The organism is Stieleria neptunia, assembly GCF_007754155.1.
Lineage (GTDB): Bacteria > Planctomycetota > Planctomycetia > Pirellulales > Pirellulaceae > Stieleria > Stieleria neptunia.
In genome coordinates this window covers 174,496-201,374 of sequence record NZ_CP037423.1, presented here as the reverse complement: position 1 = coordinate 201,374, position 26,879 = coordinate 174,496, and the positions used below count along the sequence as shown (strand labels likewise).

Genomic DNA, 26,879 nt, shown 5'->3' with positions numbered 1-26,879 from the left:
AAAATCGACTGAACAGATGTGCCATCGGGGTCTGTCCCCGTGCCATCGGGGTCTGTCCCCGTGCCATCGGGGTCTGTCCCCGTGCCATCGGGGTCTGTCCCCGTGCCATCGGGGTCTGTCCCCGGGTGATTGATGATTCCGTATCGTCGGAGACAGACCGTGCTGATGCGGATGATGCTTGGTTCTCGATCCTAATCCACAGACGGAACAACCCAGACGTTGATCTTCGTTTTGTTCGAGGGATCGATTTGGACATCAAAATTGTAGAGACCTAACTGGTCGATAGGTTGCGAAACCTCCGGTAGCTGGTCCGGTGTCAGATTGTAGTCCAGTTCTCGGTTGATCGCGTCGACCAGATCCTTCAACTCCAACGGTTCCAGCAGTCGATCCTGATCATTAGTGGTTCTTTCAATCGTGATGCTTGGAGTGACCTTGCGATCACGAGTGATCTCCGGTTGACGAGGCAGTCGTCGACGCAATTTTGACGGCGTCAAGGTTTCCAACGAGTAATCAACAATGTCGCTGCTCGAAAGGTACTCATCCAGCGATGTGATAATGACCGGAGTGCCACCCGCGCGGTTAACGACAATGGTCAACTGGTCTGGACTGACAAATTTTGGCAGCATTGCGGCTGGAAAACTTTGACCTTTTGGAATGACATAGAGTGTGCCGGAACTCTTAAGAGCAAGTTGCAAGGCGTAGCCCAGCCCGTCCATTCCAGTTGGATTCACTGCTTGTGCAAGACACCAGTCGGTGACGCCAGGGCAATCAGCCGGAGAAAGCGTGCCGTCGAGTAATCTTTTGACGACCGGAAATTGCTTCGAATCCAACTTCAACTGACGAAGTCGAGCGAGAGAGTTGCGTGGATCCATCGATTCCATGGCGTTCCACAGATCATCTGGCTCAGGATCGCACCCTTCCCGACCGGAGAACAACGACTTAAGCCAATCTATCACGGTGACCTCGATCGGCGATTAAATTAGACAATGATTGCAATCAGACGATTCGATAGAATATAGCATGGCTTGATTCCTTTCGTTTGTGCTGAGATTCCAATGTTCCAGGGGATAAACCAGAGGAGAGGGGATTTGGACCCGGAGGTGTGTGGCACTGCCCGGCGGTGCATGCGGTCCCTGATTGGACGTGGTCCGCACGTGTCCCCAAACCATCGGGGTCTGTCCCCGGACCATCGGGGTCTGTCCCCGGACCATCGGGGTCTGTCCCCGGACCATCGGGGTCTGTCCCCGGACCATCATCGGGGTCTGTCCCCGGACCATCTCGGACCATCGGGGTCTGTCCCCGGGGGATCGGGTGATCCGGGGTGTGTCCCCGGGGGATCGGGTGTGTATTTTTGGAAATTCAATGATTCCACTTCGAATTCGGCCATGATGGATCGACAAGCTGGAATCAATCCGTCGGGGCAGGTTGTCTCTCGACGGAGGCGTTCTTTCAACAGACACTCGATCGAAGCGGTAGGAATCAAGTATGTTTGCCAAACCACAAGCCGAACACGCCTGGCTGGATCAGCTGATCGGTGACTGGACCTTTGACCACGATTGTCAAATGCCCGATGGAAACACATCAACCGCCTCGGGCAACATGACGTGTCGCTCGCTTGGCGGTCTGTGGCTGGTCTGCGAAAGCAGCGGTGACGCCCCCGACAGCGGGCCGTGGTCGTCGATCATGACACTCGGTTTTGACCCGGTGAAGGACCAATACGTCGGCACGTTTGTCGGTTCCATGATGGCCAACCTTTGGCTGTATCATGGTATTTTGGACGCGAATCAAAAGCGGCTGGTGCTCGAGACGCTCGGCCCAAGCTTTGACGGCAGCGGGACCTGCAACTATCGCGACACGATCGAGATCACGGACGGTGACCATTGGCTGATGACAAGCTCGCTGCAAGCCGACGACGGCGAATGGGTACCTTTCATGACTGGCAAACACACGCGTGGCTGACCCCCGATGACCCTGCTTTATTACGACCCGGTGTTTCAAGAGCACGTCACGGGAGACCATCCAGAAAACGGCGGCCGGATTCTTCCGGTGATCCGGCATTTGAATTTTGTGGCACTGGACACCTGCTGCAAACGGCCCGCATGGGAGCCCGCTTCGCCGGAGCGGCTGCGTTACGTGCACACGCCCGACTACGTCGACCTGATCCAACATTTTGCCGCCAGCGGTGGCGGTTACATCGAACCGGATACCGTCGTCAGCGTGCGGTCGTACGACGTCGCGCGGATGGCCGCTGGGGCGGTTTGCGATGCGGTCACACGCGTGGTCGGCGGCGAAGACAAGACCGCGTTCTGCTTGCTGCGTCCGCCGGGTCACCATGCGATGCCGGATCACGCGATGGGATTCTGCTTGTTTAACAACATCGCCGTCGGTGCCCGCGTCGCGACCGAAGAACTAGGGATCGAACGGGTTCTGATCGTCGACTTCGACGTGCACCACGGCAACGGAACCCAGGCGATGTTCTGGGAAGCGGCCGACGTCGGTTTTTTATCGATGCACCGCTCGCCCTTCTATCCGGGGACGGGTGCGGCGGACGAAATCGGATCCGGCGCCGGGACCGGCACCACGCTCAATCTGCCGATCAAGTTCGGTACTCCACCTAGCGAACAGCTGCGCATGTTTGAACGTGAAGTCAAAGCCTTCGCGGCGAAGATCCAACCCCAACTGATTCTCGTCAGCGCGGGGTTCGACGCTCACAAGGATGACCCGATCGGTTCACTGGACTTGGAGAGCGATGACTTTGGAGTTTTGACGCGTTGCTTGCTGGACGTCGCGGATGAACATACCGACGGAAAATTGGTTAGCGTCTTGGAAGGGGGATACAACCCAGATGCGCTGACCGATTGCGTCAGGATTCATCTGGAATTCTTGCTGAACGACCGGCAGGAATAGATCGGCGTCTCCCCTATCCCATCGGATCGCCCAATCCCGAACCAGGCAAGTTTTGCAACACCGTATCCCCCGCACTGGATCGCCGCATGCTTGCACCAACCACGGCAATCTGCTCGGGAGCGAAAACCGTTTTCAGTTTCCGGATCGGCATGGCAGCTCGTTTGTTGGAACGGAAAGAACGACCGCCCCGCTGCCAATGCGTGCGGATGTGACACAGTGCGGACAGAGGATCACTCCGCCGCCCGCTTCGGTGAATTCTTCATAATGCTTCGCCAATGGTGGCGACTCCGGGCCCCCACGTCATGTCGAGCAGTTGCCGACGTGCGGCCAATCGGACGCCTTCCAGGTCGAGAAACACGGTCGCGTCGGCGCCGTGCTGTTGCATCAAATCAGCCATTTACTCAACGAGCCGGCACCGTGCACCTCGGAGCAGCGCTGATGCAGCAGCACCCGATGTGCCAAAGACGCATCGCCGGCAACCGTTTCACGCGGCATGGGAGTGACACCGGGGCAGCGACGGGGCGGTTTGATTCGGGTCGTCTACCACCGGTTCGATTGGCATAAGTGTTGCCCGCTACAGCGCTGTGATGCAATGTGACACACCACCACATGCATCATAATCCACCTGTACTCAACACAACACGCGACGATTCCGACCGGAGAGGACCAAAATGAGCTTGAATATCAGTGAACCGCTTTCTCAGACCTTTGAGGACTGGTTGAGCGAAGACCGCAAAATGAACGAGTCGCTCCGCGAGCTTCGAGACTGGATGAAGCAGATTGAACAGCTTGGCGTTCCCCATTTCGGAGAGACTGCCGATCGACTGCAACCGTTACGTGATGGGCTGGTCAAGCACTTCGATCACGAAGACGAAATGATCGCCAGCATCGGAAAATCGTTGCCGGAACCCTCGGCGGACTTCGATCACTTGCGTTCGGATTCCTGTAACGGTCATGACCTGTTGCGTGCCCACTTGGACGATCTATCGGCACGTCTACGCGAAACGGACCCGCCGTTTTCCTCATGGCAAGCTGCGATGCAGGAAGTCGAAGGTTTTATCGATCGTTTGGAACAGCACGAGTTGACCGAGACACGGGCGATCCAAGCGTTGCTTCAAAAGCTCTGCTGAATCAGCGGCATCGAAATCAACAGGCCGGCTGTTCGATCCTCGGTGCTCTTTCGATTCTTGACGTGACACTTCAAACATTGCGAGGCCAACCGAATCGGACCGGCGAATCGATAGCGTTCCGCTTCCACGGCTTCATGCATCGGCTTGCCGGCCTTGAGTGCCTTCACGGCCGCCTTCTCAAACTCATCCTCCGCCTGATGGTCGACGTTGACGACATCGGTTTCGACAATCAGCCACTTCATGTCGACGTCGTAACTTCGTGACAGTTCGCTAAAGACGTCCTCCAGCGAGGCCGAGGGGATTGCGTGCGCGTCGTCTTCGTCAAAGAAATCGCGATGAACGACTTGCAGCGTTCCCCCGATCGCCTCATGCAACAACTTGGCCCGTGCGCGAGCCTCAGACATCGATCTCGGTGCCGGGAATGGCTTCGCCGTTGAAGTCGCAGGCGGATCGTCGGCTGCCAGCTGCATCGACACACCCGACTGCAGCGACGCGCCCACTGCGCAGAGCAGGACTGAGACCCAAATCACGTTTCGTTTCATGCTATTTCCCGTCGGCAAGACTGCGGCGGCATGCCTTTCACACCACGCGCCTCGACCGAACCGCCTGCAAAGATGCATCCACCTTGCATCTTTCTAAGGTCCGACGGGGCTGCTGTCAATCGCGACGAAGGGTTCGCGGCGGAACGCCCGTCAAAGCACTAAGCCGGTTGGTCGCGGTCGTTGAAACGCGCCGGTGGGCAGGTTGCTTCGATGGCGACCACCGGGTCGATCACTCGGTAACGGTGTGGTGCGCCCTCGGGAACCAGCCACGAGTCACCGGACCCCAGCTTTGCCGTTTCGCCATCAAGATCGATTTCGAGCAGGCCGTCGATCACATAGCCGACGATCTCATAGTCCCGACTACGAACCTCGCTGAATCCACCGGCATCCTCGCTCCACCGGCGCAGGGCGACCTGTTTACCGGACGCGAGATAGACTTGCCCCATGTCGCCGGTTTTGACGTCGCGTTGGGGTGTGACTTGAGGGATGTCCATAAGCTTGCACGTTTGTGAAGGGATCAAAGAGAACTGAAAACGAGAGGCACAGTCGTTGTTGCGGATCAACCTGGGCGTTAGCGCGGTGAAGCCTTTTCCCTCATGTGTTTCTTGAGGTTTTAGCGGTAGGGCGCGAGCCCTCCGGTTCTACATCTTTGCCGAAACACCGGAGGGCTCGCGCCCTACCGCAAACAAATGCTTCACAGCGTTGCCTGGGCATCCGCCTGCGGAACAGACGTTTAATTTGCTTTGCAGGCGTCGCGGAGATCGCGAATCTTATCGTGACCGGCTTTGACTTTGGCATACTGTGCGGTCAAGACGTCGTTCATCGCGCCGCCGGCGGTTTCTTTCAACACCTCTTCGTAGGCTTCCTTGATGTGATCTTCGCCGCGCTCGGCTTCATTCAAAATCACCTGGGGATCACCGTTGTTCAGCTTGGCGCGGATGTCGATCCAAAGGCGATGCATTTTGGCGGCAACACTCCCGTCGTCCTGGGCCTTTTCGCCATTGAACTCGACGTACTGTTGCAACTCGCTGGCCATCGCCGACCGCTCATTGCCGATGCTGCGGAAGAGTGTGGAAAGTTGTTCATGATCGAGCTTTTCGGCCGCCTCATGAAAGCCTTCGTACGAATCAAGGTTGGCTTGAATCAGTTTCTGCAGTTTGGTGATGGTGACGTCGTTCAGGTTTGTCTTGGTTTCAAGACTCATGATGTTCTCCTCTACGAGTTTCGAATCCGCGAGACGAATCATCGCGCGGCGGGAGAAACGTTCGCAATGGGCGTGCCGATCCTCCGTCGGTTTGCCGGACAGAGGCGATTTGGCTGTCAATCGTGCGAACGCGAGCATGGTGCGACGAACGATGAAAAACCAGCTTGGCCGGATGGCGACCAGCATGCGAGTTGACCGCTAGTGACCGTTGCCGGATTCGTCGGTGTCGCTCTCATCGAGCGGACTCCCATCGAACTGCTCTCCGCCGAGCAGTGCGCTGACCGGCGACATCGTCTCCAAGCTTTGGCTGATCATCGTCAATGCGATCAGGATAGGCACGGCAAGAAACACCCCCATCATGCCCCACATCCATCCCCAAAAGACGATCGACAAGAACACCAGCACCGACGAAAGCTTCATCGACCTGCCGAGAATCGAGGGCGTGATGATTTGCCCCTCCAAGCTGGTCAGCACGGCGTACGTCCCGGCCACCAAGAATGCGTACGAAGCGTGGTCGTGATTGACGAGGGCGACAAAGAAGACCAACACGATGCCGACCATCGCACCGACGATGGGAACAAAATTCAACATCATCGCCGCGACACCCCAGAGCACCGGCGAGGGCATGCCGAGCAACCACATGGCGGTGCCGATCGCGATTCCCAGGCAGGCGTTGATCGCCGTCACCCACCCCAAGTAACTGCTCAGGGCGTCCTGCACCGATTCCATCGCTTCGATAAATCGTCGTTTGGAGGAAAACGTGGGCAGCGCGGACATCAAATTGCGGATCAGCGTGTCACCGGCCGCCATCAGAAAGTAGAGCAAGACGCCGGCGATCGAAATAAACGACATCGCGTTGCCTGTCCCGGCGATCAATGGCGAGGTCGTGGTCCAGGCGGTCGGTTTGATCTGAACCGGGACCGGTTTCTCTTCGGCCGAAAGGTTTTCTTCTTCAGCCGTCTTGGAAATATCTTCGGTCGCATCGTTGACGGTTTCCAAGTGATCGAAGATGAATGCGAGTTTGTGTTTCACCTCGCCCATCGAGCGGGGGACTTCCTGCAACATCTCCCGTGCGGGTCCGGACAGCAGATACATCGCGGCGGCGACGGCCAAACCAAGCGTCAGCATGGTCCCCGTCGCGGAAACGGCCGTCGGGATCCCCAACCGCGAACACGCCTTGATCATCGGGCGAACGGTCAAGTAGGCGAACAGCGCGACCGCGATGGGCATGAACAGGTTGCGACCGATGTAGAGCGTGTAAATGGACAACAACCCGGCACAGAGCCAAATCCCCAGTGCGACCCAACCGACACGCTGGGCCAGGACCCGGGTGGCCGCGTCGGCGTCCGCGCGTCGAGCATCCGATGGCGTGCTGTGTTCGAGTCCGTCACGTGTCGAGATCATCGGTTTCGTCCTATGGGGCGGTGACACTGGCGGGCGTGACACTGGCGGGGGTGACACTGGCGGCGGTGACATTAGCGTTCGTCGGCAACCATGGCTTGGTACAACAACACCAATCCGATTGCGGCGGCGATCAGGAAGAACAGGGTGGCCAGCACCGGGTATCCGAACAGCCGTCCGCCCGTTTGCATCCGCATGATCAGGGACGCCCCGACGATCATCGCCGCGACGATCAAGCCGGATGTGATTCGGTTGGCAATTTTGCCCAATCCTGCCAACAACGCCGCTTCGTCGATCGCATCGACATCGACACGTAATTGATTCTCGGCCAGCAAGCGAGTGATTTCGTTCATCCGGGCGGGCAGATTCGATGCCAGGGCGGCGGAATCCAGCGCCGCGGCCGCGATCTGGCTGACACTCAATTGTTCCTTGGCGCGGTCGGCCAACAGTTCCAACGTGTAGCCGCGGATGATCGCCTTGGCGTCCTGATCGGGATTCAGCTGCGCGAGCGTTGTCTCGAGCTGCAAAAAAGCTTTGCTCAGCAAAATCATTTCGAACGGCAACACCAATCCGTGGCTGCCGGCGACGTTGAGAAATTCGACCAGGGTGCGTCCCAAGGACAATGAATCAAACCCACCCTCATCGGCCGCCGCGACCACCCGCGACGCGGCGGTGCGAAAGGCTTTGGCATCGAATTCTTCGTCGGTTTGGCCGATCCGTCCCGCGATCGTCGCCGCTCGTTCGCCTTCGCCGGCGCTGAATGCCAACAACAACGCAGCGATCTCGCGACGAAGCATCGGCGGAAGGCTCACGACCATCCCGCCATCGAGCAGACCGATCTTGCCGCCATCGTGCAAAATCAGGTTACCGGGATGCGGATCGGCATGGAACAAGCCATTGATCAAGATCTGTTGCAGGTAAGCGCGCACCAATTCCTCGGCCAGGGCCGCCGTGTCGACTTCATTGAGCACCACGCCGCTGACGTCCTTGATTGCCGGTCCGGACAGATATTCCATCACCAGCACTTCGCTACAGACCATTTGCGAGACCGGCAGCGGGACACGGATGCGATCGCTCGCTGATTCAGCTCCTCCGCCAGGTGCTGCAGGTGGTTGGCTTCTTGCCGATAGTCCAATTCGCTTTTCAATGCGTACTCGACCGCGCCGACGAGCGAACGAAAGCGAAACTGTTTCCCGATGTCTGTCTTGTCATCGACCGTCGCCGCCAGTCGTTTCAGACTGGCGAGTTGCTCGGTGGCTTGCTGAGCGATGCCCGGGCGTCGAAACTTGACCACCACTTCACGGCCGTCATGCAACTCCGCTCGATGAACTTGCCCAATCGACGCGGTGGCCAGCGGGGATCGGTCGAAACGCTTGAACAAGACCGAGGGCTTGGCACCGAGCCCCTCTTCCATGATCGCTTCGAGTTCTTCCACAGAAACCGGCTCGACGTCGTCTTGCAGCCGTTCGAATGCGTCAACATATTCCGGCGACAGCATGTCCTGTCGGGTACTGGCGATTTGGGCAAGCTTGATGTAGGCCGTACCGAGCTGTTCGATATCGCGTGCACATTGTTCGGCAGCCTCCCGGACGGTCGCGGCGGCGTGAGAGCCGTCGACGTCCTTCTCTTTTTTTGTCCAGCCGAGTTGTTCGGCGAGGTCATGACGCCCATGCTTCCACAGCAGAACGGAGAGCTTGGCGTAATGGACACTATCGGCAGGCAGCGTGGTCAGCATGTCGGTTGTTCGGTGGTAGACGTAAGAAGCCCCCGGAAGCACTCTCCAGAAACGGCGGACAGCAAGGAGCAAAGCCTCTGCGGGAAGCAAACGCTATACCGAGCGTCCGATGGAAAGCTTTAACGCGACTCAGCGGCAAAGACTGGTGCGTGACCAACCAGCTTGGTGCTTCAACGACCAAGCCAAACCGATGTCGCCAATGCGGTCGAGACGTATGGCAGGCTACTGACGCTGGCCCGCAATCGGATGGTCACGCACCCAAATGCGGGTCGCGATCATTTTCAACGTGACTCGCAGCTGCGGAATCGAAACGGGCTTGGGCAAGAAGTACGTTTCCGCGTATTGCTTCGTCCTGGCCAAAATAGCGCGATCGGGCAAACTGCTGATCACAACAACGGGCACTGCGTGTAATCGGGGGTCGTGCGACCCGCGGATCGCCTCCAACAGATCAAACCCGCTCCACACCGGCATCTCGATATCGGTAATCACCACATCGATCGGATGTTGTTGCAGCTGGTCAAAGGCGTCTCGACCGTTCCCGGCTTGGACGGTCGCAACATCGAGTTGCCGAACCGTACGATCGACGATCACACGCATGGATTCCACATCATCGACGATCAGCGCGGTCCGCATTCCCAGCGACGTCAAGGAGCGAAGCGGCCCGTAGAGAGAAATCGGTTGAATCATCCGGCGTTTCTGAAGGACGGTGCTTGAACAATCATGCCGAATCGTCACACACCAAGATCAAGCCGCGATGAAGCATTGCCCGTTCGTGTCGACCGTTGGGTGGAATCGGCGAGAGGGCCAAAACCGATGACAGTCCTCGTCTCGATTCGGCACTCGATTCTTGAATTGAGCTTGCAAGGTCGGGCCGCAAACGACATGCCGAAAACCGCGCCGGAGAACACGGCACGCTCCGGACACGGCTGAAAGCCCAGTAAAACCGCCCAAAACGATCGACCGATCGCTCAATCGCGTCGAGCCGATTGCCCCCCGATCGACCAGACCGAATGATCCCCGATCAGAGCTCACGAAATTGAAGAGGTCATTGGGGAACCGCCTCGGCGAGCGTCTCGGCGACCGCCGGATTCTTGAACGTCAACGTGCGATAGGGGAACGGAATTTCAATGCCGGCACGGTCCAGTTCGCGTTTGATCGCCGCGACCACTTCATCCCTGCTGCGTCGGATATCGATCGGCTTGGACCCCGTCCACCAGGCGACTTCGAAGTTGATACTGGAACTGGCGAATTCTTGGGCAAACACTTCCACCGTTCGTTTGCCCAACACCGATTCACAGGACTGGACCGCGTGTTGGATGACGTCGCGCGACTGTTCGACGTTTTCATCGTAGGCTACACCACAGATGATTCGGACGCGGCGTTGCGGTTGACTGGTCAGGACGTCGACGTTGTTTTTGAACAGCGTCGCGTTGGGAACGACCGCCAATTCACCATCAAGCCTCTGGATCATCGTGTTTCGAATCGTGATCTGTTTGACCTGGCCGGTCAGGTCCCCGCAGGTGATGTAGTCCCCACGATCGAACGGGTAGCGCCACAAGATCAAGATGCCGGCAAAGAAGTTTTCGAAGATGTCTTTGAACGCAAACCCGATCGCGACCGAACCGAGCCCCAGCACCGTCAACGCTTTGGACGGCGTCATTCCCGGAAAGGCAACCACGGTGGCGACCAGCAGGCCGACGACCCAAATGGCGATGGCGGTGAATTGGTAGACCAGATCTTTCAAGCTGGCCCGCATGCCACGCTGGTCCAGCAAGCGGTGCACGGCCCAACCAACCGATTTGGCGAGCAATCCGGTCAGCACAATCATCATCAGAGCGGCCAGCAATAAGGGCGACCGCACCAGAAAATCCGTCCACAGGGAACTGAGGGAGCTGGTGACGACGTCGCGAGTCGATTCCAAATCGACCTGCTGATCAACCGACAGTTCGTCGATCACTGCCACGACGTCTTCCGTCTTGCGGGCAACGTTTGCCGCCCATTGACGATGCTCTTCGGAGTCCGCGCGTCCTTTCAGCGTCACGATACCACTGTCCAAGACCACGTCGATCTCGGTCAACCAACCGGCCTTCGCCGCAGCGCCGTAGATCGTCGACAGCCGCCGACGGATCGATGCATCATCGGCGACGCCCTCCACCGCGATGGTCTCGGCCGGACCGTTGGCATCGGCGGACGGCTGCGACGTTTCGGCCTGCTGCGCAGACACCGGCCTGAGCGAAACGGGCCCGACCGAAACGAGCGCGGACAGGAGAATCACAAATCGCACAAATGCCATGATGAAGTAGTTCGGGTGAAGGGTCCGTTTTGGTAACCATGCGGCGACCGGGACGCAAACGGTGTTCCAACACCCGATCGGCGGCGAACGCGACGAACACTTCGCTGAACCGCTGGACGATTTCCGCCCAGCCTGGTTCCCACCGCCCCACCGTTCGGCCCGATCCGAGCCCGGAAGCGGCCATTTTGCGGCTGGAAAACGGATTGGTCCGCGATATGCGTCGCAGAGGACTTGCGTCGCCGATTGGCGACTACCCGAAAAACGGGAAGACACAGAGTTTCACCAATGGAGAAAAATGAAATGGTCAATCGACAAGAGCTCAAGGGTCAATGGAACGAAGTCAAGGGACGCCTGAAAGAACATTGGGGCCAGCTCACCGAAGATGACTTGCAACGCGCCGAAGGTTCAGCCGATCAGTTGGTCGGTGTGGTCCAGCAAAAGACGGGGGCGACGCGCAGTGAGATCGAGTCCTTTCTCGACAACGTGCTCAACGGAAGCTTCAGCGATCGGGCTGCCGAAACCGTTCAACAATATGCCGACGCGGCACAGGCCGTGGCCAACGATGCGGCCGCCTACGCCCGTGACAATTACCGCCGACTGGCCTCACAATCGGGTGACTACACCGCAAAGGTCGCCGAGACGGTTCGCAGCCGCCCCGCCGAATCATTGGCGATCGCCTTCGGGCTGGGGATCGCGGCCGGTGCGTTGTTCTTTATGGGAAACAAGAAATAGTCATGGCCACCACGCTTGCCACCGAAAAACAGGCCGACGCGATCAAGCAGCGGATGGCGGAGATCCGTACCGAGTTGCCCTACGATGTCGACGACGCTCGCATGCGCGTCCGCGAGTTGACCGACTGGAAGTACCACATGGCCCGTCATCCGCTGCCGCTGTTGGCCGTCGCGGCGGGGGCCGGCTATCTGCTCGTCCCCTCGAAACCGAAACAGCCGCCCGAGCCGATCATCATTCACCAGGATTCTCGCGGCGACGCCACGCAATCGCGTCAAACGACGCCGCTTCCCGCGAAACGTGGACTCGTGGGCGGAATCGTCGGGGCGGTCACGTCGCTCGCCGTCAAGCAACTCACCACGGTCGCCACGAACCAGATCAGCCGACTTCTGTCCAAACCAGGAACATCATGATCGCTCCCCCATTTCCGTCGCGTCCCCTGGACGACGACCGGCTTGATGATGCAGACCGCCTTTCGAATCGCAACGAGCCGGGTGCGTCGAACGTGAACTTCGTGCAACAGACCATCGCCAAGCACCCGACGTTGGCTCTGGCCGCCGCCGGCGCGATCGGTCTGACTCTCGGTTGGCTCGTTAAACGCAAATGGCGGTAAAGGACCATGCACCGAAATTCAAGTTTCCAAAAAGTCATCCGCGACCTGATCGATCTCTGGGAATTGCAATGGCAGTTGTTCTCGGTGGATGCCCAAGCGGCGAAGCGAAGTCTGGGCCGGGCGATCGTCTGTGGACTGGTCGCGACCCTGCTGGTCGGCTCGGGATTCACCGTCGTTCTTTTCGGCCTCGGATTCCTTCTCGATGAATGGACACGACTGTCGACCGGCATGGCATTGCTGATCGTTGGTGCCGCGACGTTGGCGATCGTCAGCGTCCTCCTGCTGATCGCGATGGGCGCCGCCAAGTCGGCCGCCGCCGCGATGGATGAATCGAAGTCCGAGTTCAGCGAAAACCTTCGCTGGCTCAAAGCGACGCTCGTGGCGCCGGAATCCTCTCCGCGAAACCAGTTCCGCCGCGAATCGTTTTCCCATGACGGTCGTCACGACCGTTATCCCACCCCCGACACCGTCTCTCCCCTTACACGAAGGTAAATAAATGTCCGAAACGAACGCTCCCGACACGTCTGCCCAAAACACCAATCACCACAGCAGCGACCTCTCCCGGCACGCTCGCGAAACGGCGCAGCGGGTTGCGGCCGGTGCGAAGGAGATCGGACAGGATGCGGCCCAGCATTACGTCCAGGAACCGGCCAAAGACTTGATCAGTCTGGCCAAGGCGTATGCCAAAGACCACCCCGATGTCGCCGCCTGCTGGGCGTTCGGCCTGGGCATCGTGGTCGGGTGGAAACTGAAACCGTAACGCGTAGGGGCGCCGTTTTTTTGTTGCATCTTTTGCAACCCATTTCGTTTCTCTCCCTCTGGGAGAGACGGCGTTTGCGCAGCAAGCAAACGCCAGAGAGGGCCGGCGCTGCAAAAGTCGTGGCGTGTGGGACATCAATTGCTTTGCTGACGCATTTCTCGTTCCACCGCGGCAGCGGTTTCACGCCAACGGCGTGCCACATCAAAGCTTGGGGTCGCGTTAGCGCACCCCAAGTTCCGGTCACCATGAGGCCGCCAACCCCAGCGGGGTTGAACAAGGCGTTCTGCCGGGCTCGCGCGGTTTGCCCCCGGATCACAGCGAGTCGTTTGTTGAACCCCGCTGGGGTTCCAGTTCCCATTTCCACAAAACCCGGGGTGCGCTCCGCGACCCCGGGCTGTGTTGTGGCGTTTCGCTAGAAACGCAAACGCTCAGTAATACAGTGGACGTCCCTTGCGCCACGATCAAATCCGTCCCTTCTACAATTGACGTCCCGGCGCATGAGACGCTGTCGAGCCATCGCTTCTTCGACGCGATGACTGTCGTGGCTCGCTGGAGGTTGCAGTCGTCGTAAGCGACGAGCATCAGAGCAACCCGTCAGTTGCCCCCATCCTTAACCGTCACTGCAACGAAGGTGACGTTGACGCCTGGTCTTGCATCAACCGGCGTGGTTGCTCGGCTGTCAAATCTTCGTCTGAAGGAAGCAAAATCAGGTCTTTCTCTTGCTTCGTCGTCTCCGGCACACCCTTTGCGTTTGCTGATCCGCAGCGGCAAATGAACTTCTCACACCTCCACAGCCGATGTGCCGCCAAGCCTGTGAATCCCCATGGAATCAACATGTACAAGAAATTCCTTTACAGTTCGTTGTCGCTCGCGTTGGCACTTTCGACCGTAGGTTGCGACGTCGAACAAACTGAAGACGGTCGGCTGCCAGATGTGGACGTGGATGTGTCAGGCGATCCCGGTAACCTGCCCGCTTATGACGTAGACGGCCCCGACGTGGATGTTTCGACAGAAGAGGCGGAGGTCACGGTCCCAGATGTGGACGTCGACATGGAAAAGAAAAAGGTCACCGTTCCCGACGTGGATGTCGACTTGCCCGCCGACGAATAAACGTCGGTCCGATGGCGTGCGGGCTCGACCCGGTCTTGCACCAACGATTGATCAGCCATCGCGGCAATTCCGCCGCCCAACGAGTTCGATCGTCTTGTTTCACGCTTCCCAAGCCCCCCTCAAAAAAACGGAATCTGTTATGTCAACCACCGTCAAAAGCCAGAACACCCTCTTGAAAGTGATCCTCGCCATCTTGTTGCCGCCGCTGGCGGTGTTCATGGATCGCGGCGTCGGAACGCAATTCATCTTGAACATTGTTTTGACCCTGGTCGGATTTTGGATCATCGGAATCATTCACGCGTTGATCGTTGTGTTGTAAGCGTGATCTGAGATGCCGGGCGGCCCTCCCGTGGCGCGGTCCGGCAACTCACTCTCCCTGCCGGCCGACCTTCCCCCTCGTCACGAGCTCCGTTGCCATGATTGACAGTTTCTCCACACCGATTGCCCCTTTCTTGGCGCAAGTCAGCAGCGAGATGACGGCGGGTGAGCCGTCGTCGGGTGATGGGTCTGGCCCGGTCGATGAGACCGGTGAGATCGACGTTTCGGTCCTCACCGTTTGGGAGACCGTGGACAACATGATCGACGGATTTCTCGATCGTCTACCGTTCCTGTTGATCGGAATCGTGGTCTTTGTGGTCTTTTTTATTGCGGGCAAGTTTGCTCGCAAGGCAATCAAACGTGCGACGACTGACAAACCGTCGGCCAATCTGGGGCGAGTCGTCGGTCGGCTGGCTCAATGGGCACTCGTCTTTGTCGGCTTGTTGCTCGCGGTCACGATCATGGCGCCTTCGGTCACGGCCGGCAAGCTGATTGCGTCGCTTGGAATCGGTGGGGTTGCGATCGGTTTTGCGTTCAAGGATATCTTGCAGAACTTCATGGCCGGTCTGTTGATTTTGATCAATGAACCGTTCAGCGTCGGCGACCAGATCGTCTCCGGTGACCACGAGGGGACCGTCGAATCGATTGAAACCCGCGCCACCAACATCAGAACCTACGATGGCAAAAAGGTCGTGATCCCGAACAGTCAGATCTACACCAACCCCGTCGTCGTCAACACGGCGTTCCAGTGCATTCGCAGCCAGTATGATGTCGGCGTCGGCTACGGAGACGATTTGCGGGCCGCGGCCCGAGTGATGCAGCAGACGTTAGAATCTATTGATGGAGTGGTCGGCGATCCGGCGCCGGACGTCATCGCGACGGAGCTCGGCGGAAGCAGCGTGGTTCTGCGCGCACGTTGGTGGACCGCACCCGAGCGAGCCAACGTCGTCAAAGTCGGCAACGAAGTGATCGCCTCGATGAAAGAAGCACTTGACGACGCGGGAGTGGACATGCCGTATCCGACCAATGTGATGTTGTTCCACGACCAAACGGAAGAATCCGACGGCGACCGAACGCGGCAGCGTGAGGGGTGGCCGGCAGGGGACTCGCCGCCCCAGCCCCGGCCCGTGGGACGCGCTTAGGACGCTGCCGCATTGACTGTGCATTAACGGTTGTAAACTGGAGCAGAAACGGTGTCGGAAACCAGAATCGCGAACGGTCCTCCGGCCCATCGTGCATTCGAGCCCCACCCTTTCCTTGGCAAGTCGGAGGGCATTACGAGGATCCCCATGTTATCCGTCTTCAACGCTGTGATTTATTTGCTCTTCGGCATCTTGGTAGTCGGATCGCTGCTGCCGCTCAGCTCGCATCCACACTGGTTCATTCGCGGCTGGGATTTCCCGCGGATGCAAATCCTGGTGATCACATGGCTTGCCGCGGCGGCGCTGATCGCGACCCATGTGATCGCCGGACAAGCATCGACGATCAGGATGGCGGTCGTCGCCACGGTGACGCTGGCTCTGTCTGCTTGGCATTTGTTCCGCATCATCCCGTACACGCCCCTGGCTTCGCCGCAGACCAAAGCGTGGCGACCGGAACCATCCAGCGATCCGAACCAAGACGCTCGTCGGCTTCGGGTCCTGGTCACCAACGTGGAGGAAGAGAACGATCAATTCGCTCGCTGGCGAGAGGTCATTCTCGACCAGGACGCGGACGTCATCATCATGGCCGAGGTGGATCAGCGGTGGGCGGAGACGATCGACGAACTTAAACCGATCTATCCCAACCAGATCGTTTACCCCCAGAACAATTGGTACGGGATGGCATTGTTGTCGCGGTTGCCGATCCTCGAAAGTGAGATTCGCTTTCGGGTACAGGATGATGTGCCATCGATCGACACGGTGGTTGAATTACCCAGCGGTGATGACGTCCGAATTGTGGGCGTCCACCCGCGTCCGCCGGAGCCGATTCGCGACAACCATGCGACCGCTCGCGACGCCGAGTTGGTCTTGTGGGGCAACGAACTCGCCGATGACGACCGCCCGATCATCATCGGTGGTGACTTGAACGACGTCGCATGGTCACAATCGACGCGTCTGTTTTTGCGTCTCAGTCGATTGTTGGACCCACGCCGCGGACGGGGGTTTTTCAACTCGTTTCACGCCGATCGGATTTGGATGCGGTTTCCACTCGACCATGTGTTTCACTCCACCCACTTTGCGTTTCGCGACATGCGGCGTCTGTCACACGTCGGCTCGGACCACTTTCCGATCCTGATCGATCTGCAGCTGGATCCGCAGATGCATCATCAACACGACCGGCTCAGAAAAAAGGTGGGTGATGAAGCGGAAGCCGAAGAGCGGCTGCTGCGAGCGGAGCAAGCGGAATCGCTGGACGTCGAAACCTTGGCTCCGCAACCGTGAACCGGTCGGCCGGTGGTCGACGACCGACGCGACGTGCGGCCGATCAGTCAGCACTTTCTGGAAAAAGCGGGGGCGACCGGGGCGACGGCCGAAGCTGGCCAACCGGGCGACGATGCGGCGGTCCAGGCTCGGGATTCGGGCGAACCGTTCGAACTCGGTTGCGTTTGGCCCGCCTTTTGCTCGGTCAGCGACCAATCCGATCGACAAACCGCTGCATCGACGATATTTTTTTGTCCAGGTGATCTTCCATGGCAACAGGCACCACTTTTTCCGAACCCCAGCCCATCCTCCGATCCAAGTGGTCCAAAGCGATGCCTAGTCTTTTAGTCATTGATGATGACCGTGCGATTTTGGCTCTGGCGGAAAAAACGCTTTCCCCGATCGCGGACATCACGACGTGTGCCAGCGCCGCCGACGGCCTGGCCGAACTGCGCCGCGGGTCCTACGACGCGGTCTTGCTGGATATTCAGCTGCCGGACCAAAACGGGCTGGCCGTCTACTGCGAAATCCGCGAACACGACCGCCGAATCCCGGTGATTTTCATGACCGTCGAGGCGGCCAGCAACACCGCGATCGAAGCGATGCAGTTGGGCGCGTTCGATTACATCGCCAAACCCCTGCACGTCGAACCGCTACGTGACCTGGTCGAAAAAGCGATCGAGCAGCGCCAGATCAGCAGTGTGCCCGTCGCCATCTCGGCCGACGACGAGGGTGGCGACCAAGCGGCCGAGCTGTTCATCGGTCGATCACCGGCCATGCTGGACGTTTTCAAAGCAATCGGAAAGGTCGCCAAGCAAGATGTGCCGATTTTAATTCGTGGTGAAAGCGGCACCGGAAAAGAACTGGTCGCCCGGGCACTGTTCCAATACAGCCACCGCAGCGAGGAAACGTTTCTGGCCGTCAATTGCGCTGCCTTGCCAGACAATTTGCTCGAAAGCGAACTGTTCGGTCACGAGAAAGGCGCGTTCACGGGAGCGGAAAGTCGGCGAATCGGGAAATTCGAACAGTGCAACGGCGGAACCTTGTTCCTGGACGAAATCGGCGACATGGCGCCGGCCGTCCAAGCCAAAGTGCTCCGCGTCCTGCAAGAACAACGTTTTGAACGGGTCGGTGGCAACAAAGAACTGACCACCGACGTTCGGATCATCGCCGCGACCAACCGACCGCTGGAACAAATGGTCCAAGACGGCGAATATCGCGAAGACCTGCTGTATCGGCTCAACGGGGTGACCATCGAACTGCCGCCACTGCGCGACCGACTCAGCGACGTGCCGTCCTTGATTCGATTCTTTCTCGCGCAGGCCAAAAAAGAATTCAACAAACCCGACCTGGAAGGGCTGTCCCCCGAAGCGGTTGAACTGCTGACCGCGTACGACTGGCCCGGCAACGTCCGACAATTGCGCGCGGTCATCCGCCGCTGTGTGCTCGACACCGTGATGCCGGTCATCACCCCCGACACCCTCCCCGCCGCAATCACCGGCACCGTTTCACGGGTCACGAAAACGCCCAGCCATGATGTCGCCCCACCAGAAGAGCCCACCGCAGGCACCCAATTGCCACAATTGGTGCAGCGTTTGCTGGATGAACGTTCAACCAATATCTACGCCGAAGCGATGGAGTACATGGAGCGTTTTGTCATCCTGAAAGTGTTGCAAACGACCGATGGGAACCAAAGCCAAGCGGCGGAGATGCTGGGCATCACGCGAGGCAAATTGCGAGACCGAATCAACTCGTACAACATCGTGCTCAAGAGTGACGTGTTGGTCGAGGAATAAAGGCGACCGGCCAGATGCCGCCCCGAACCACACACCGGCGACCCAACAAGATGACCGAATCACAACGACAACGTTTCTCCGCTGCCCTCGGTCGAGTCGCGGGTGACGAGGAAGTACTGGAGATGTTGGCGAAGATTGCTGCCGAGGACGCTCCCGGATTGATGTCTCAATTGGACGATCACATCCAGCAATGTGAACTCGCCGAGGCGGCGAAGGTCGGTCACGCGCTCAAGGGGCTGCTGAGTACCTTTGAAACCGGCGAACCGGTCAGCGAGCTGCAACCGCTGATCGACGCGGCACGCGCCGGCGACGAAGCATCGGTGACGTCGGCTCACGCGTCGGTTCGACCACAATTAAAGACGCTTGTGACCGAAATCGACGCCCTGGCCGGCTGAACCGGATCGATGGGACCGGTCAGCCGCAATGGCCGCAGAGCGATTTTCGGCTGTGCCATTCGTGCTCGATGTCCCGCATCAACAGCGCGTTGTCAAACGTGACCGAGCCCGCTGGAAACAAGTCGCGATCATCGAAGAACGAAGAGTGCACGTTGCGAACCGAAAGCGGCTGCACCTGCCAGTTGACCGTTCGCAATTCCAACCCATCATATTTTGCCGCTGAGTTTACCGGTGAGTATCCCAGGGAACCGGCTTCAAAGAACTGCGAGCACTCGGCAACCGTCGCGAAAACGGATGTGTCTGGCAACGCCTCTGTGGTCCGTCCATCGACATCAACGTGGACCGTCCCGTCAACACTCGTCATGGCGACACGATAATCGTGCTCCGCTTCAAGGACGTCGAACCGGGCGCGATGGTGAACGCCAGGAAAGAGCCGACCACCGGCAAATGCTGTCATAAGCGAAGAGGTGTCGCGTCGTGGGATATAGACTCCCGTCTGACCAACGCCATTGACATCCCATTGGACGGCAATGCGGTGAGCGGCATTCTCCGAGGCGACGCCGAAGAACGAAGGCAGGTGTTTCGGTCGAATCTGCTTCAGACGGATCAGACAGATGCCGGCGACGCCAAATCCACCGACCATCTGTGGGCGGAACGGTTCCGGACAAACACGTGCCAGCACGTCGGGATCCACCCGATAATTGACGAGCACACGCCGGTCAATGAGCCCACGGATGATCGGGATGCGCATGCGAGACGTCTCACGAAAAAGGTTTGCGATGGATCTGTTCGGTTAAACCGCAGCCTCAACACCGAATTAACTTCACCGCTCCACGCGGGGACAGACCCCAGATCCACGGGGACAGACCCCAGATCCACGGGGACAGACCCCAGATCCTCGGGGACAGACCCCAGATCCACGGGGACAGACCCCAGATCCACGGGGACAGACCCCAGATCCACGGGGACAGACCCCAGATCCTCGGGGACAGACCCCAGATCCTCGGGGACAGACCCCAGATCCTCGGGGACAGACCCCAGGTCCTCGGGGACAGACCCCAGGTCCTCGGGGACAGACCCCAGGTCCTCGGGGACAGACCCCAGATCCTCGGGGACAGACCCCAGGTCCTCGGGGACAGACCCCAGGTCCACGGGGACAGACCCCAGATCTACGGGGACAGACCCCAGATCTACGGGGACAGACCCCAGATCCACGGGGACGGTCCACGGGGACAGACCCCAGGTCCACGGGGACAGACCCCAGGTCCACGGGGACAGACCCCAGGTCCTCGCGCGGGGACAGACCCCAGATCCTCGGGGACAGACCCCAGGTCCTCGCGGGGGGGATCCGCTGGCGCGGATCGGGGTCGCAAGCTGGAAGCTTACGCCACTTGTGTCTCCGGGGTCTGTCCCCAGAAAGGGAGCGTTCGCAGGCCATGCTAGCATCCATACGATCGGGAAAAAACGATCGCTCCTTGTCTCCTTGTCTCCTTGTCTCCTATTTCCCGCTCGACGTTGCCGCGACTTCGTGTTGACATTTGCGGCCGCTTTTTGCGAGGTTCGCGTTTCGGTTGCCGTTGTGCGTGGGGGATCCGCTGGCGGATCCGGATCGCAAGCTGGAAGCTTACGCCACTTGGTGGGAAACCAGATGAATGATGGATGATTTGTATCCGACGATCTCGGTGATGATGCCGTGTTGCAATAATGCCCGCTACATCGACGCGGCGGTGGAGTCGGTGTTGTCGCAACAGATCGACGTCCCGCTGGAATTGCTGATCATCGACGATGCTTCCACCGATGACTCGGTCGATCGCATCCGCGCGATCGACGATCCGCGAATCCGGTTGATTCGGAACAGGAGCAACGCGGGGATCTCACGGGTTCGCAACCAGTTGCTCGCCGCCGCCCACGGCCGCTTCTTGACGTCTCTGGACGGCGACGACGTGTACGTGGATCCGCGGAAACTGGACCGCGAGTGGGAATTGCTGCACCGCTGTCCGCATCCCGAACGAACGATCGTCTACAGCGACGTCAGGTGGATCGATGGCGACGGCGCGACGATGCTGCAATCCAGCGCGATCGCGCCGCCGATGGAAGGCATTTTGTACCAGGCGATCTTGGATCGCCGCGTGATGATCCCGCGGGACTTTTTGCTGTCGGCAGAATTGGCTCGCAGCGTCGGCGGATTTGATGTCGACCTGCCGATCTACGAGGACTGGGATTACAAGCTGCGGCTGGCCCAAAAAGCGGTTTTCCGATACACCGGTGCGGTCGGGATTGGCTATCGTCGACACGGCAGCGGCCTGTCCGCCGCAGCCGCACCGTTGCATCAAACATGCCAGGCGGTCATCCGCAAGAAACATGGCGGCGAAGGCAGTGACGGCGACCCGATGCGATTGCTCTCCCTGGCCGGGCGGCTGCACGGCATTTTGACCCGCAATCGGCTGCAGGACCGCAAGGCCGCCTAGCCTCTTCCCATATTGAAGTGTGAGTTTGTCGTGACATCTTCCGTCGTCTTTATTGTCTCGCAGCCGCGCGCGGGTTCGACGCTGTTGCAAACCATGTTGTCCCGGCACGGCGAGGTCCACGCCCCCGGTGAAGCCTGGTTGATGTTGCCGTTGGTCCACGCGATCTCGGGCTCACGCCGCGACGTGCAATCCCCCTATGATCAGTGTTTGGCCGATGACGCGGTCGGCGAGTTTGTGCGCGAGAATCTGAGCGGCGGATGGAGCGAAATGCAGGCCGAGATCGGTCGTGCGGCGGCGCGGATCTACGAGGCGGCTCGCGTCCGTGCGGGGGCAAAGGTGTTGATCGACAAAACACCCCGCTATTACTGGATCATCGAAGACCTGCTCAGTCTGATTCCGGATTGTCGCATCATCTTGCTGCGGCGCAACCCGCTGGCGGTTTTATCCTCGATCATGGAAACGTGGACTCGTCGCACGCGAGTCGGTTTTTTGAAAGATTACCGTGGCGACTTGTTGGAAGCCCCGGCGCGGGTCGCCGCCGCGATGTCGATCCAGGACGACCGGATTGTTTCGCTGCGGTACGAAGATTTGGTGCGTGATCCCGGCCAGCACTTGATGCAACTGCAATCCTTCATCGGCCTCCGCGCCGTCGACGGCCTGCAGCACTACGGCAGTGCCGAGCGACGCGCCTACGGTGATCCCAACGGGGTCCATCAGCATGATGCCGCGCAAGTCGATTCGATCGACAAGTACCTGCGGCGAGCGGCGACACGGGCGACCGACTGGAGATTGATGGACGACTACCGACGTCATCTCGGCCGCGATCTGCTGCAGCGACTGGGCTATGACGACGATGCATTGAAACGACAATTGGATGCCGTCAAACCGATCGGCACGGCACTGGCCCCGACGCTGTCGTCGCAGGTCTGTCCGCGGCCGGCGGAACCGCGACGCAGCGTGATCCGATTGCGACGCATGGCCGCCGATGTCGTGACGAAGTGGGGGAAAGCGGCGTAAGCATCCGGCTTGCCAATCACAGCCGCTTCGAGATGGCAAGCAAGATGCTCGCCCCACGCTTGGTGCACCGTCCGTTTAAATCAACAGGAAACGTCCGACGGAGCCGGACACGATATCGACGTAGTACAGGAATCCATCGGGGCCCTGTTGGATGTCGACGGCGAAGTTGGCTCCGGTCGCGAACACGTCGATCGAAGTCAGGTTGCCGGCCGCATCGACGCTGCCGTGCCGGACGACACCGCTGGCAAAGTCGGCATAGAACACGTCGTTGTCGTACTGGGGACCGTAGTTCAGGCCCGAACCGACGCTGCCCAAAACGATGACGTCGGTCCCGTTGGTGTGTGGCTGAGCGATGAAGGCGGGGCTGGCGGGCTGACCCGAATTGTAAAACCCTTGGGCCTGCGGCAATCCCTGATACGACGGCGTGCGGCGATTGACCCCTTGGCCGCCTTCATAATAGGGCCATCCGAAATTGGTTCCCGCGGGCCCGATGTTGATCTCTTCAAAGCTGACCAGCCCGGTTTCGCCAATATACAGCCGCCCATCATTGGGGTTCACCGAAAGCCGCCAGGGGTTTCGCAATCCCAGCTGGTAGACTTTGCTGCGGTTGGAATTAACGTCGCCGTCGAAGAACGGATTGTCGCTGAATCCTTGCCCGGTGATGGGATCGATGCGAAGGATCTTGCCGGAGAGGCTGTTGGGGTCTTGAACCCGCAGGGCACGTGGATCGGTTTGATTGAAACTGGCGCCGTCGCCGATGCCGACATACAGCGCGCCGTCGGCACCAAAGGCCAAACCGCCGACGGTGTGGGAGCGGCTGTCGCTGTTGATGAAGTCTTGGATGTAGCTGCCGTCGGGGTTCAGTCCGGCCGGCGGTTCGTTGAAATTGAGGGTGCTGTCGACGAACGCATTGAAGTTACTCCAAGTGCTGTTCGTCCCCAACAACGTGACGCTGCTGTTGGGGATCACGGTGGTGTAGTTCGTGGACGCATCCAACGTCATTCGGACCAACCGCCCGGCCCGGTTGCCCGACCCGTCGGGACCGGCCAAGGGGTTGCCGACGTAGTGATAAACTTCCGGCGGATCGACGGTGTAGTTCAAATAGATGTAGGGATTGTTGACGAAATCTGGATGGACTTCGAAATCAACCAATCCGCGATCCTGGACGTTGTTGGTGATGCCGGAGATGTCAATCATTTCCGTCAGCGGACCGCCATCGCGTGAAACGCGAACGATGCCGGCTTTTTCACCGACGTACAGGTTGCGTCCGTCGGGTGACCATTCGACGTTCAGTGGCTGATTCAATCCCGTGATGATGTCCTGGCGGATGATTTCACCGGTCGGGATCGTGGGCGGATCAGCGGCCGGTGTATCCAGCGTCATACTCCAGGAATGGATATAGGTGTTGTTGTACGCGGTTCCGGTTGCGGCCGCGAACCCGACATAGGCCTGGCTGCCGACGATGCCATCGAGTTGCAGCGTCGTTTTCATCAACGCGAACTCGGGCTTTTCATTGGTGTCAGAAATGTAGACCGACAGGTTGTCACTTTGCCCGTTGTAGTCGACCCAGGTGTAATAGACCCGTCCGTCGTTGAGATCATAGGGCGATTGAATCGTCCGGACCGGCGTGACCATCACGCCATTGACGGTGATCGTGATTTCATCGGCAAATTGTTCGTAAACATTTTGGAACGTATCCAGTTCGATTCCGATCGAGTTCTGCTGGGCGTTGTAGGCCAGTCCGCCGGAGTAGTTGCCGATGTCTTGTCCGGCGGTTCCGCCGGGCGAATTCTGGATGATAAACGCCAATCCCTCGCCTCCGGCAGAACCTTGCCCGCCATTGAATCGCGCGGCAAACGTGGCTTGGAAGGAGGTGTTGGCGTCAACGCTGATCGGCGTTCTGTGGTAGGCCGATCCGCGTTGCTGGGGGACCACGGTGGTCAATTGCAAATTGCCGTAGTTGATCGTCGCGTCGCGGTTGAGCTGCAGATTGGCGGTGGAATCAAACGAGGCATAGGTCGGCAAGCCCTGATCGATGTCCAAGATGTTGATGGTTGCCGTGCGTGGGGCAAGCAGGCTGGCGTTTTCCGATCCCGTCAATCGAAAACTGAACGACTCGGTCCCTTCGGCGATGCCATCTTGCAACAAAAAGACCGTGACCGATTGGCTCGTTTCACCGTCAGCGAAGACCAGCGTTCCGGAATTCGCCACGAAGTCGCTGCCCGCGGTGGCGGTCTCCGAGGCCGTGGCATACTGGACCGAAGCGGTGCCGTCGCTGCCGCCGACACGCGCGATCGTCAGCGTGACCGACGAATCGGATTCGAACACCGATGCAAAATCCTCCGCGAGCACAAAGCTGCCACTTTCGCCATTATCTGGCGGGTCGACGGGTGGATCCACTGGCGGCGGAGGGTTGTCGGCTAAGTACTGAAACCGGCCGTTTCCGTACAACGTTTCGCTCTGATAGAACCCGGCGACGATGCCTTGCCCGGCGACGTAGAACCCGGTCGTGTAGGTGGACGGTGCCTCGGTTTCAAACACCTGGCCGTCGATTCGAATCCGATCGACTTTCAGGTTTCGATCGATGCCGTTGTCGGGATCATAAAAGTCATTGGTAAACGCAATCTCGACCCGGTCGGCCGTGACCGTTTCGTTTGCCGTGTAGGAGTAGGTCGCGGGGCTGGCCGAAACATTTTCGAAGGTTCGAACGACATTTCCATCGATCAGCAACTCCATCCGCTCTTGCCCCATGTTTCCCGACGCGTCGATCGTGATGACCGACCCGCCACCGTTGCCGGTGGAAGCGAATTGGAAGTGACCGTTCGCGTTCAGGTATTCACTTTGACGAAAGCCCGGAACGATCCCGTCTTCCGATCGCCACGATCCCGTTGAAAAGACCGAGGAGTCTTCGGTTTGATACGTCACGCCGTCGACGACGATGCGATCGACGCGGAGGTTTCGATCCAATCCGATTTCTGGCCTCCAAAGATCGTTGATGAAATTGATTCGAATGTCATCGATCGAGGCATTTTCGATCGCCACGCTAAACTCGCCGAACAAACGATTGCTGGCATCGGTGCCGGTCATTGTCCAAGTGCCGACGACTTCGTTGCCGACTTGCAACTGCATTTCTTCTTCACCGATCTGACCGGCGGCGTAGATCTGGATCGACAAAGCCCCCGTGAACTGCGACAGCGCCGAGCGATCCAGGTCGTCGACGTGTGTCACCGCGCCAACCGTTCGCTCCAGATCCCAGTCGGCTTGGTGACCGGCGCTGCCCGTACGATCGATCGACGCCGCAACATCCAGGCCGGTGACGTGTGCGATGCGATTCAAGAACGCTTGCCCCTGGTCGCCCGCGGCGACGTCACAGCCATAGATCAGTAGGTCGCCGCCGGGAGCAAAGGAGGTTTTCCAACGCATCAACTCGGCGGCCCGATCGGCGACCGTGTCCGCGTCCACACGATCGTGTCCCAATTGCAATCGACCGGGCTGTCCGTGACTGATCAGGTGCACGCTGTGGAGTCCGGATCGATGGGACAGGATGTCAGTGATCTGTGAAACGGCGTCGGTGGCTGGATCGAGCACGACCAACTCGGCGTCGGCCGGGATCGCCGCTGAGAAATCAAAATCGTTGGCAACGCTCGGGTCGACGATCACCAGCGTCGCCGTTGGGTTCAGCGTCGCGGCCGAGATCTGGATCGAATCAGCCGCGGGCGTCGCGGTCGCCTCTTCAACGGCATCGGCGAGCGGTGCCGCGGCGACTGCCACACCGGCATCGGCAGCCAGCATGATCCGCGGTTCCATCGGGCCGGCAGTCCATCGGGGAGATCGACGTGTTTGATGGCGTTTGATGCCGGTGGCGGCGCTTGAGCGAACCATTGCAGCGACCCAGCTTGTGCAAAGAGAACGTGGCAGAACGTAGAACGTTCGACGTTACTCCCTGAGTCATGCAAAGCAAGACAGACCCGCTGAATCACTGGGGGGAATTACAACGGTTGGTCCGATCGTATCGGTTTCGCGGCGCGCTTCGTCGCGGCCCGGATTACACACGCGGAC

At 59.1% G+C, this 26,879-nt stretch carries 29 protein-coding genes; 16 read left to right on the top strand and 13 right to left on the bottom strand.

Annotated elements, in window-relative coordinates; genetic code table 11:
- Positions 1 to 191: 191 nt before the first annotated feature.
- Positions 192 to 956, bottom strand: coding sequence for a hypothetical protein (locus Enr13x_RS00810; protein ID WP_145384217.1), 765 nt, complete (start codon positions 954 to 956; stop codon positions 192 to 194).
- A gap of 529 nt (positions 957 to 1,485) precedes the next feature.
- Here Enr13x_RS00810 and Enr13x_RS00800 point away from each other — a divergent pair.
- Both Enr13x_RS00800 and Enr13x_RS00795 read left to right on the top strand, forming a co-directional pair.
- Positions 1,486 to 1,959 carry a DUF1579 domain-containing protein gene (locus Enr13x_RS00800; protein ID WP_145384214.1) on the top strand — a complete coding sequence of 158 codons (474 nt, stop codon included), beginning with the start codon at positions 1,486 to 1,488 and terminating at the stop codon, positions 1,957 to 1,959.
- Positions 1,960 to 1,965: 6 nt separating this feature from the next.
- Positions 1,966 to 2,907 (top strand): histone deacetylase family protein, encoded by a 942-nt coding sequence (locus Enr13x_RS00795; protein ID WP_145384212.1) that lies wholly within the window; start codon positions 1,966 to 1,968, stop codon positions 2,905 to 2,907.
- A 13-nt stretch (positions 2,908 to 2,920) separates the two neighbouring features.
- Here Enr13x_RS00795 and Enr13x_RS38735 read toward each other — a convergent pair whose 3' ends face one another.
- Entirely contained in the window at positions 2,921 to 3,058 is a 138-nt protein-coding gene (locus Enr13x_RS38735; protein ID WP_231744024.1) for a hypothetical protein, read from the bottom strand.
- Positions 3,059 to 3,166: 108 nt separating this feature from the next.
- Complete coding sequence (locus Enr13x_RS37570) at positions 3,167 to 3,304, bottom strand: hypothetical protein (RefSeq protein ID WP_197455680.1); 138 nt, start codon at positions 3,302 to 3,304, stop codon at positions 3,167 to 3,169.
- Between the two features lie 274 nt (positions 3,305 to 3,578).
- On the opposite strand from Enr13x_RS37570, the gene Enr13x_RS00790 reads away from it, so the two are divergent.
- Complete coding sequence (locus tag Enr13x_RS00790) at positions 3,579 to 4,037, top strand: hemerythrin domain-containing protein (protein WP_145384210.1); 459 nt, start codon at positions 3,579 to 3,581, stop codon at positions 4,035 to 4,037.
- Here the strand turns inward: Enr13x_RS00790 and Enr13x_RS00785 are convergent.
- From Enr13x_RS00785 to Enr13x_RS00750, 8 genes are all read right to left on the bottom strand, one after another.
- The gene (locus Enr13x_RS00785; protein ID WP_231744023.1) at positions 4,022 to 4,441 is read right to left on the bottom strand and encodes a c-type heme family protein; all 420 of its coding nucleotides are present in this window, start codon (positions 4,439 to 4,441) and stop codon (positions 4,022 to 4,024) included. The two genes, Enr13x_RS00790 and Enr13x_RS00785, sit on opposite strands and share 16 nt — an antisense overlap.
- 296 nt (positions 4,442 to 4,737) lie before the next feature.
- Positions 4,738 to 5,073, bottom strand: a complete 336-nt coding sequence (locus Enr13x_RS00780; protein ID WP_145384208.1) for a cupin domain-containing protein — start codon at positions 5,071 to 5,073, stop codon at positions 4,738 to 4,740.
- 239 nt (positions 5,074 to 5,312) lie between these two features.
- Positions 5,313 to 5,783 carry a PA2169 family four-helix-bundle protein gene (locus Enr13x_RS00775; protein WP_145384206.1) on the bottom strand — a complete coding sequence of 157 codons (471 nt, stop codon included), beginning with the start codon at positions 5,781 to 5,783 and terminating at the stop codon, positions 5,313 to 5,315.
- Between the two features lie 198 nt (positions 5,784 to 5,981).
- Entirely contained in the window at positions 5,982 to 7,187 is a 1,206-nt protein-coding gene (locus Enr13x_RS00770) for an AI-2E family transporter (protein WP_145384205.1), read from the bottom strand.
- A 71-nt stretch (positions 7,188 to 7,258) separates the two neighbouring features.
- Positions 7,259 to 8,224, bottom strand: a complete 966-nt coding sequence (locus tag Enr13x_RS00765; protein WP_145384203.1) for an AarF/UbiB family protein — start codon at positions 8,222 to 8,224, stop codon at positions 7,259 to 7,261.
- On the bottom strand, positions 8,200 to 8,919 hold the full coding sequence (locus Enr13x_RS39295) for an ABC1 kinase family protein (protein WP_145384201.1): 720 nt from the start codon (positions 8,917 to 8,919) through the stop codon (positions 8,200 to 8,202). Before Enr13x_RS39295 ends, Enr13x_RS00765 begins: the two co-directional genes overlap by 25 nt.
- Before the next feature lie 222 nt (positions 8,920 to 9,141).
- A complete protein-coding gene (locus Enr13x_RS00755; protein WP_145384199.1) occupies positions 9,142 to 9,606 on the bottom strand; it encodes a response regulator in 465 nt (154 codons plus the stop codon).
- A 358-nt stretch (positions 9,607 to 9,964) separates the two neighbouring features.
- Positions 9,965 to 11,212, bottom strand: coding sequence for a mechanosensitive ion channel family protein (locus Enr13x_RS00750; RefSeq protein WP_145384197.1), 1,248 nt, complete (start codon positions 11,210 to 11,212; stop codon positions 9,965 to 9,967).
- Positions 11,213 to 11,512: 300 nt separating this feature from the next.
- On the opposite strand from Enr13x_RS00750, the gene Enr13x_RS00745 reads away from it, so the two are divergent.
- The 11 genes from Enr13x_RS00745 to Enr13x_RS00690 all read left to right on the top strand — a co-directional run bounded on the left by Enr13x_RS00745 (position 11,513) and on the right by Enr13x_RS00690 (position 19,335).
- On the top strand, positions 11,513 to 11,944 hold the full coding sequence (locus tag Enr13x_RS00745) for a CsbD family protein (RefSeq protein ID WP_145384195.1): 432 nt from the start codon (positions 11,513 to 11,515) through the stop codon (positions 11,942 to 11,944).
- Between the two features lie 2 nt (positions 11,945 to 11,946).
- The gene (locus tag Enr13x_RS00740; RefSeq protein WP_145384193.1) at positions 11,947 to 12,354 is read left to right on the top strand and encodes a hypothetical protein; all 408 of its coding nucleotides are present in this window, start codon (positions 11,947 to 11,949) and stop codon (positions 12,352 to 12,354) included.
- The gene (locus Enr13x_RS00735; protein ID WP_145384191.1) at positions 12,351 to 12,554 is read left to right on the top strand and encodes a hypothetical protein; all 204 of its coding nucleotides are present in this window, start codon (positions 12,351 to 12,353) and stop codon (positions 12,552 to 12,554) included. The genes Enr13x_RS00740 and Enr13x_RS00735 overlap by 4 nt, the downstream gene beginning before the upstream one ends.
- A 6-nt stretch (positions 12,555 to 12,560) precedes the next feature.
- A complete protein-coding gene (locus Enr13x_RS00730) occupies positions 12,561 to 13,046 on the top strand; it encodes a phage holin family protein (RefSeq protein WP_145384189.1) in 486 nt (161 codons plus the stop codon).
- A gap of 4 nt (positions 13,047 to 13,050) precedes the next feature.
- Positions 13,051 to 13,314, top strand: coding sequence for a hypothetical protein (locus Enr13x_RS00725; RefSeq protein ID WP_145384187.1), 264 nt, complete (start codon positions 13,051 to 13,053; stop codon positions 13,312 to 13,314).
- Between the two features lie 834 nt (positions 13,315 to 14,148).
- Positions 14,149 to 14,424: a hypothetical protein gene (locus Enr13x_RS00720; protein ID WP_145384185.1), complete on the top strand. Its 276-nt coding sequence runs from the start codon at positions 14,149 to 14,151 to the stop codon at positions 14,422 to 14,424.
- 139 nt (positions 14,425 to 14,563) lie between these two features.
- Positions 14,564 to 14,743, top strand: a complete 180-nt coding sequence (locus tag Enr13x_RS00715) for a YqaE/Pmp3 family membrane protein (protein WP_095741812.1) — start codon at positions 14,564 to 14,566, stop codon at positions 14,741 to 14,743.
- 97 nt (positions 14,744 to 14,840) lie between these two features.
- Positions 14,841 to 15,884, top strand: coding sequence for a mechanosensitive ion channel family protein (locus Enr13x_RS00710; RefSeq protein ID WP_145384184.1), 1,044 nt, complete (start codon positions 14,841 to 14,843; stop codon positions 15,882 to 15,884).
- A gap of 147 nt (positions 15,885 to 16,031) precedes the next feature.
- Positions 16,032 to 17,165 (top strand): endonuclease/exonuclease/phosphatase family protein, encoded by a 1,134-nt coding sequence (locus Enr13x_RS00705; RefSeq protein WP_145384183.1) that lies wholly within the window; start codon positions 16,032 to 16,034, stop codon positions 17,163 to 17,165.
- Between the two features lie 311 nt (positions 17,166 to 17,476).
- A complete protein-coding gene (locus tag Enr13x_RS00695; protein WP_145384179.1) occupies positions 17,477 to 18,940 on the top strand; it encodes a sigma-54-dependent transcriptional regulator in 1,464 nt (487 codons plus the stop codon).
- 50 nt (positions 18,941 to 18,990) lie between these two features.
- Positions 18,991 to 19,335, top strand: a complete 345-nt coding sequence (locus tag Enr13x_RS00690) for a hypothetical protein (RefSeq protein ID WP_145384177.1) — start codon at positions 18,991 to 18,993, stop codon at positions 19,333 to 19,335.
- A 19-nt stretch (positions 19,336 to 19,354) separates the two neighbouring features.
- On the opposite strand, the gene Enr13x_RS00685 is transcribed toward Enr13x_RS00690, so the two are convergent.
- Positions 19,355 to 20,086 (bottom strand): DUF2071 domain-containing protein, encoded by a 732-nt coding sequence (locus Enr13x_RS00685; RefSeq protein WP_145384176.1) that lies wholly within the window; start codon positions 20,084 to 20,086, stop codon positions 19,355 to 19,357.
- Positions 20,087 to 20,987: 901 nt separating this feature from the next.
- Here Enr13x_RS00685 and Enr13x_RS00675 point away from each other — a divergent pair.
- Together Enr13x_RS00675 and Enr13x_RS00670 are read left to right on the top strand one after the other, a co-directional pair.
- Positions 20,988 to 21,803 (top strand): glycosyltransferase family 2 protein, encoded by an 816-nt coding sequence (locus Enr13x_RS00675; RefSeq protein ID WP_145384175.1) that lies wholly within the window; start codon positions 20,988 to 20,990, stop codon positions 21,801 to 21,803.
- A 30-nt stretch (positions 21,804 to 21,833) separates the two neighbouring features.
- Entirely contained in the window at positions 21,834 to 22,820 is a 987-nt protein-coding gene (locus Enr13x_RS00670) for a sulfotransferase family protein (RefSeq protein ID WP_197455679.1), read from the top strand.
- A 75-nt stretch (positions 22,821 to 22,895) separates the two neighbouring features.
- Here the strand turns inward: Enr13x_RS00670 and Enr13x_RS00665 are convergent, their stop codons facing one another.
- Positions 22,896 to 26,702, bottom strand: a complete 3,807-nt coding sequence (locus Enr13x_RS00665; protein ID WP_145384173.1) for a DUF4347 domain-containing protein — start codon at positions 26,700 to 26,702, stop codon at positions 22,896 to 22,898.
- Positions 26,703 to 26,879: the final 177 nt, after the last annotated feature.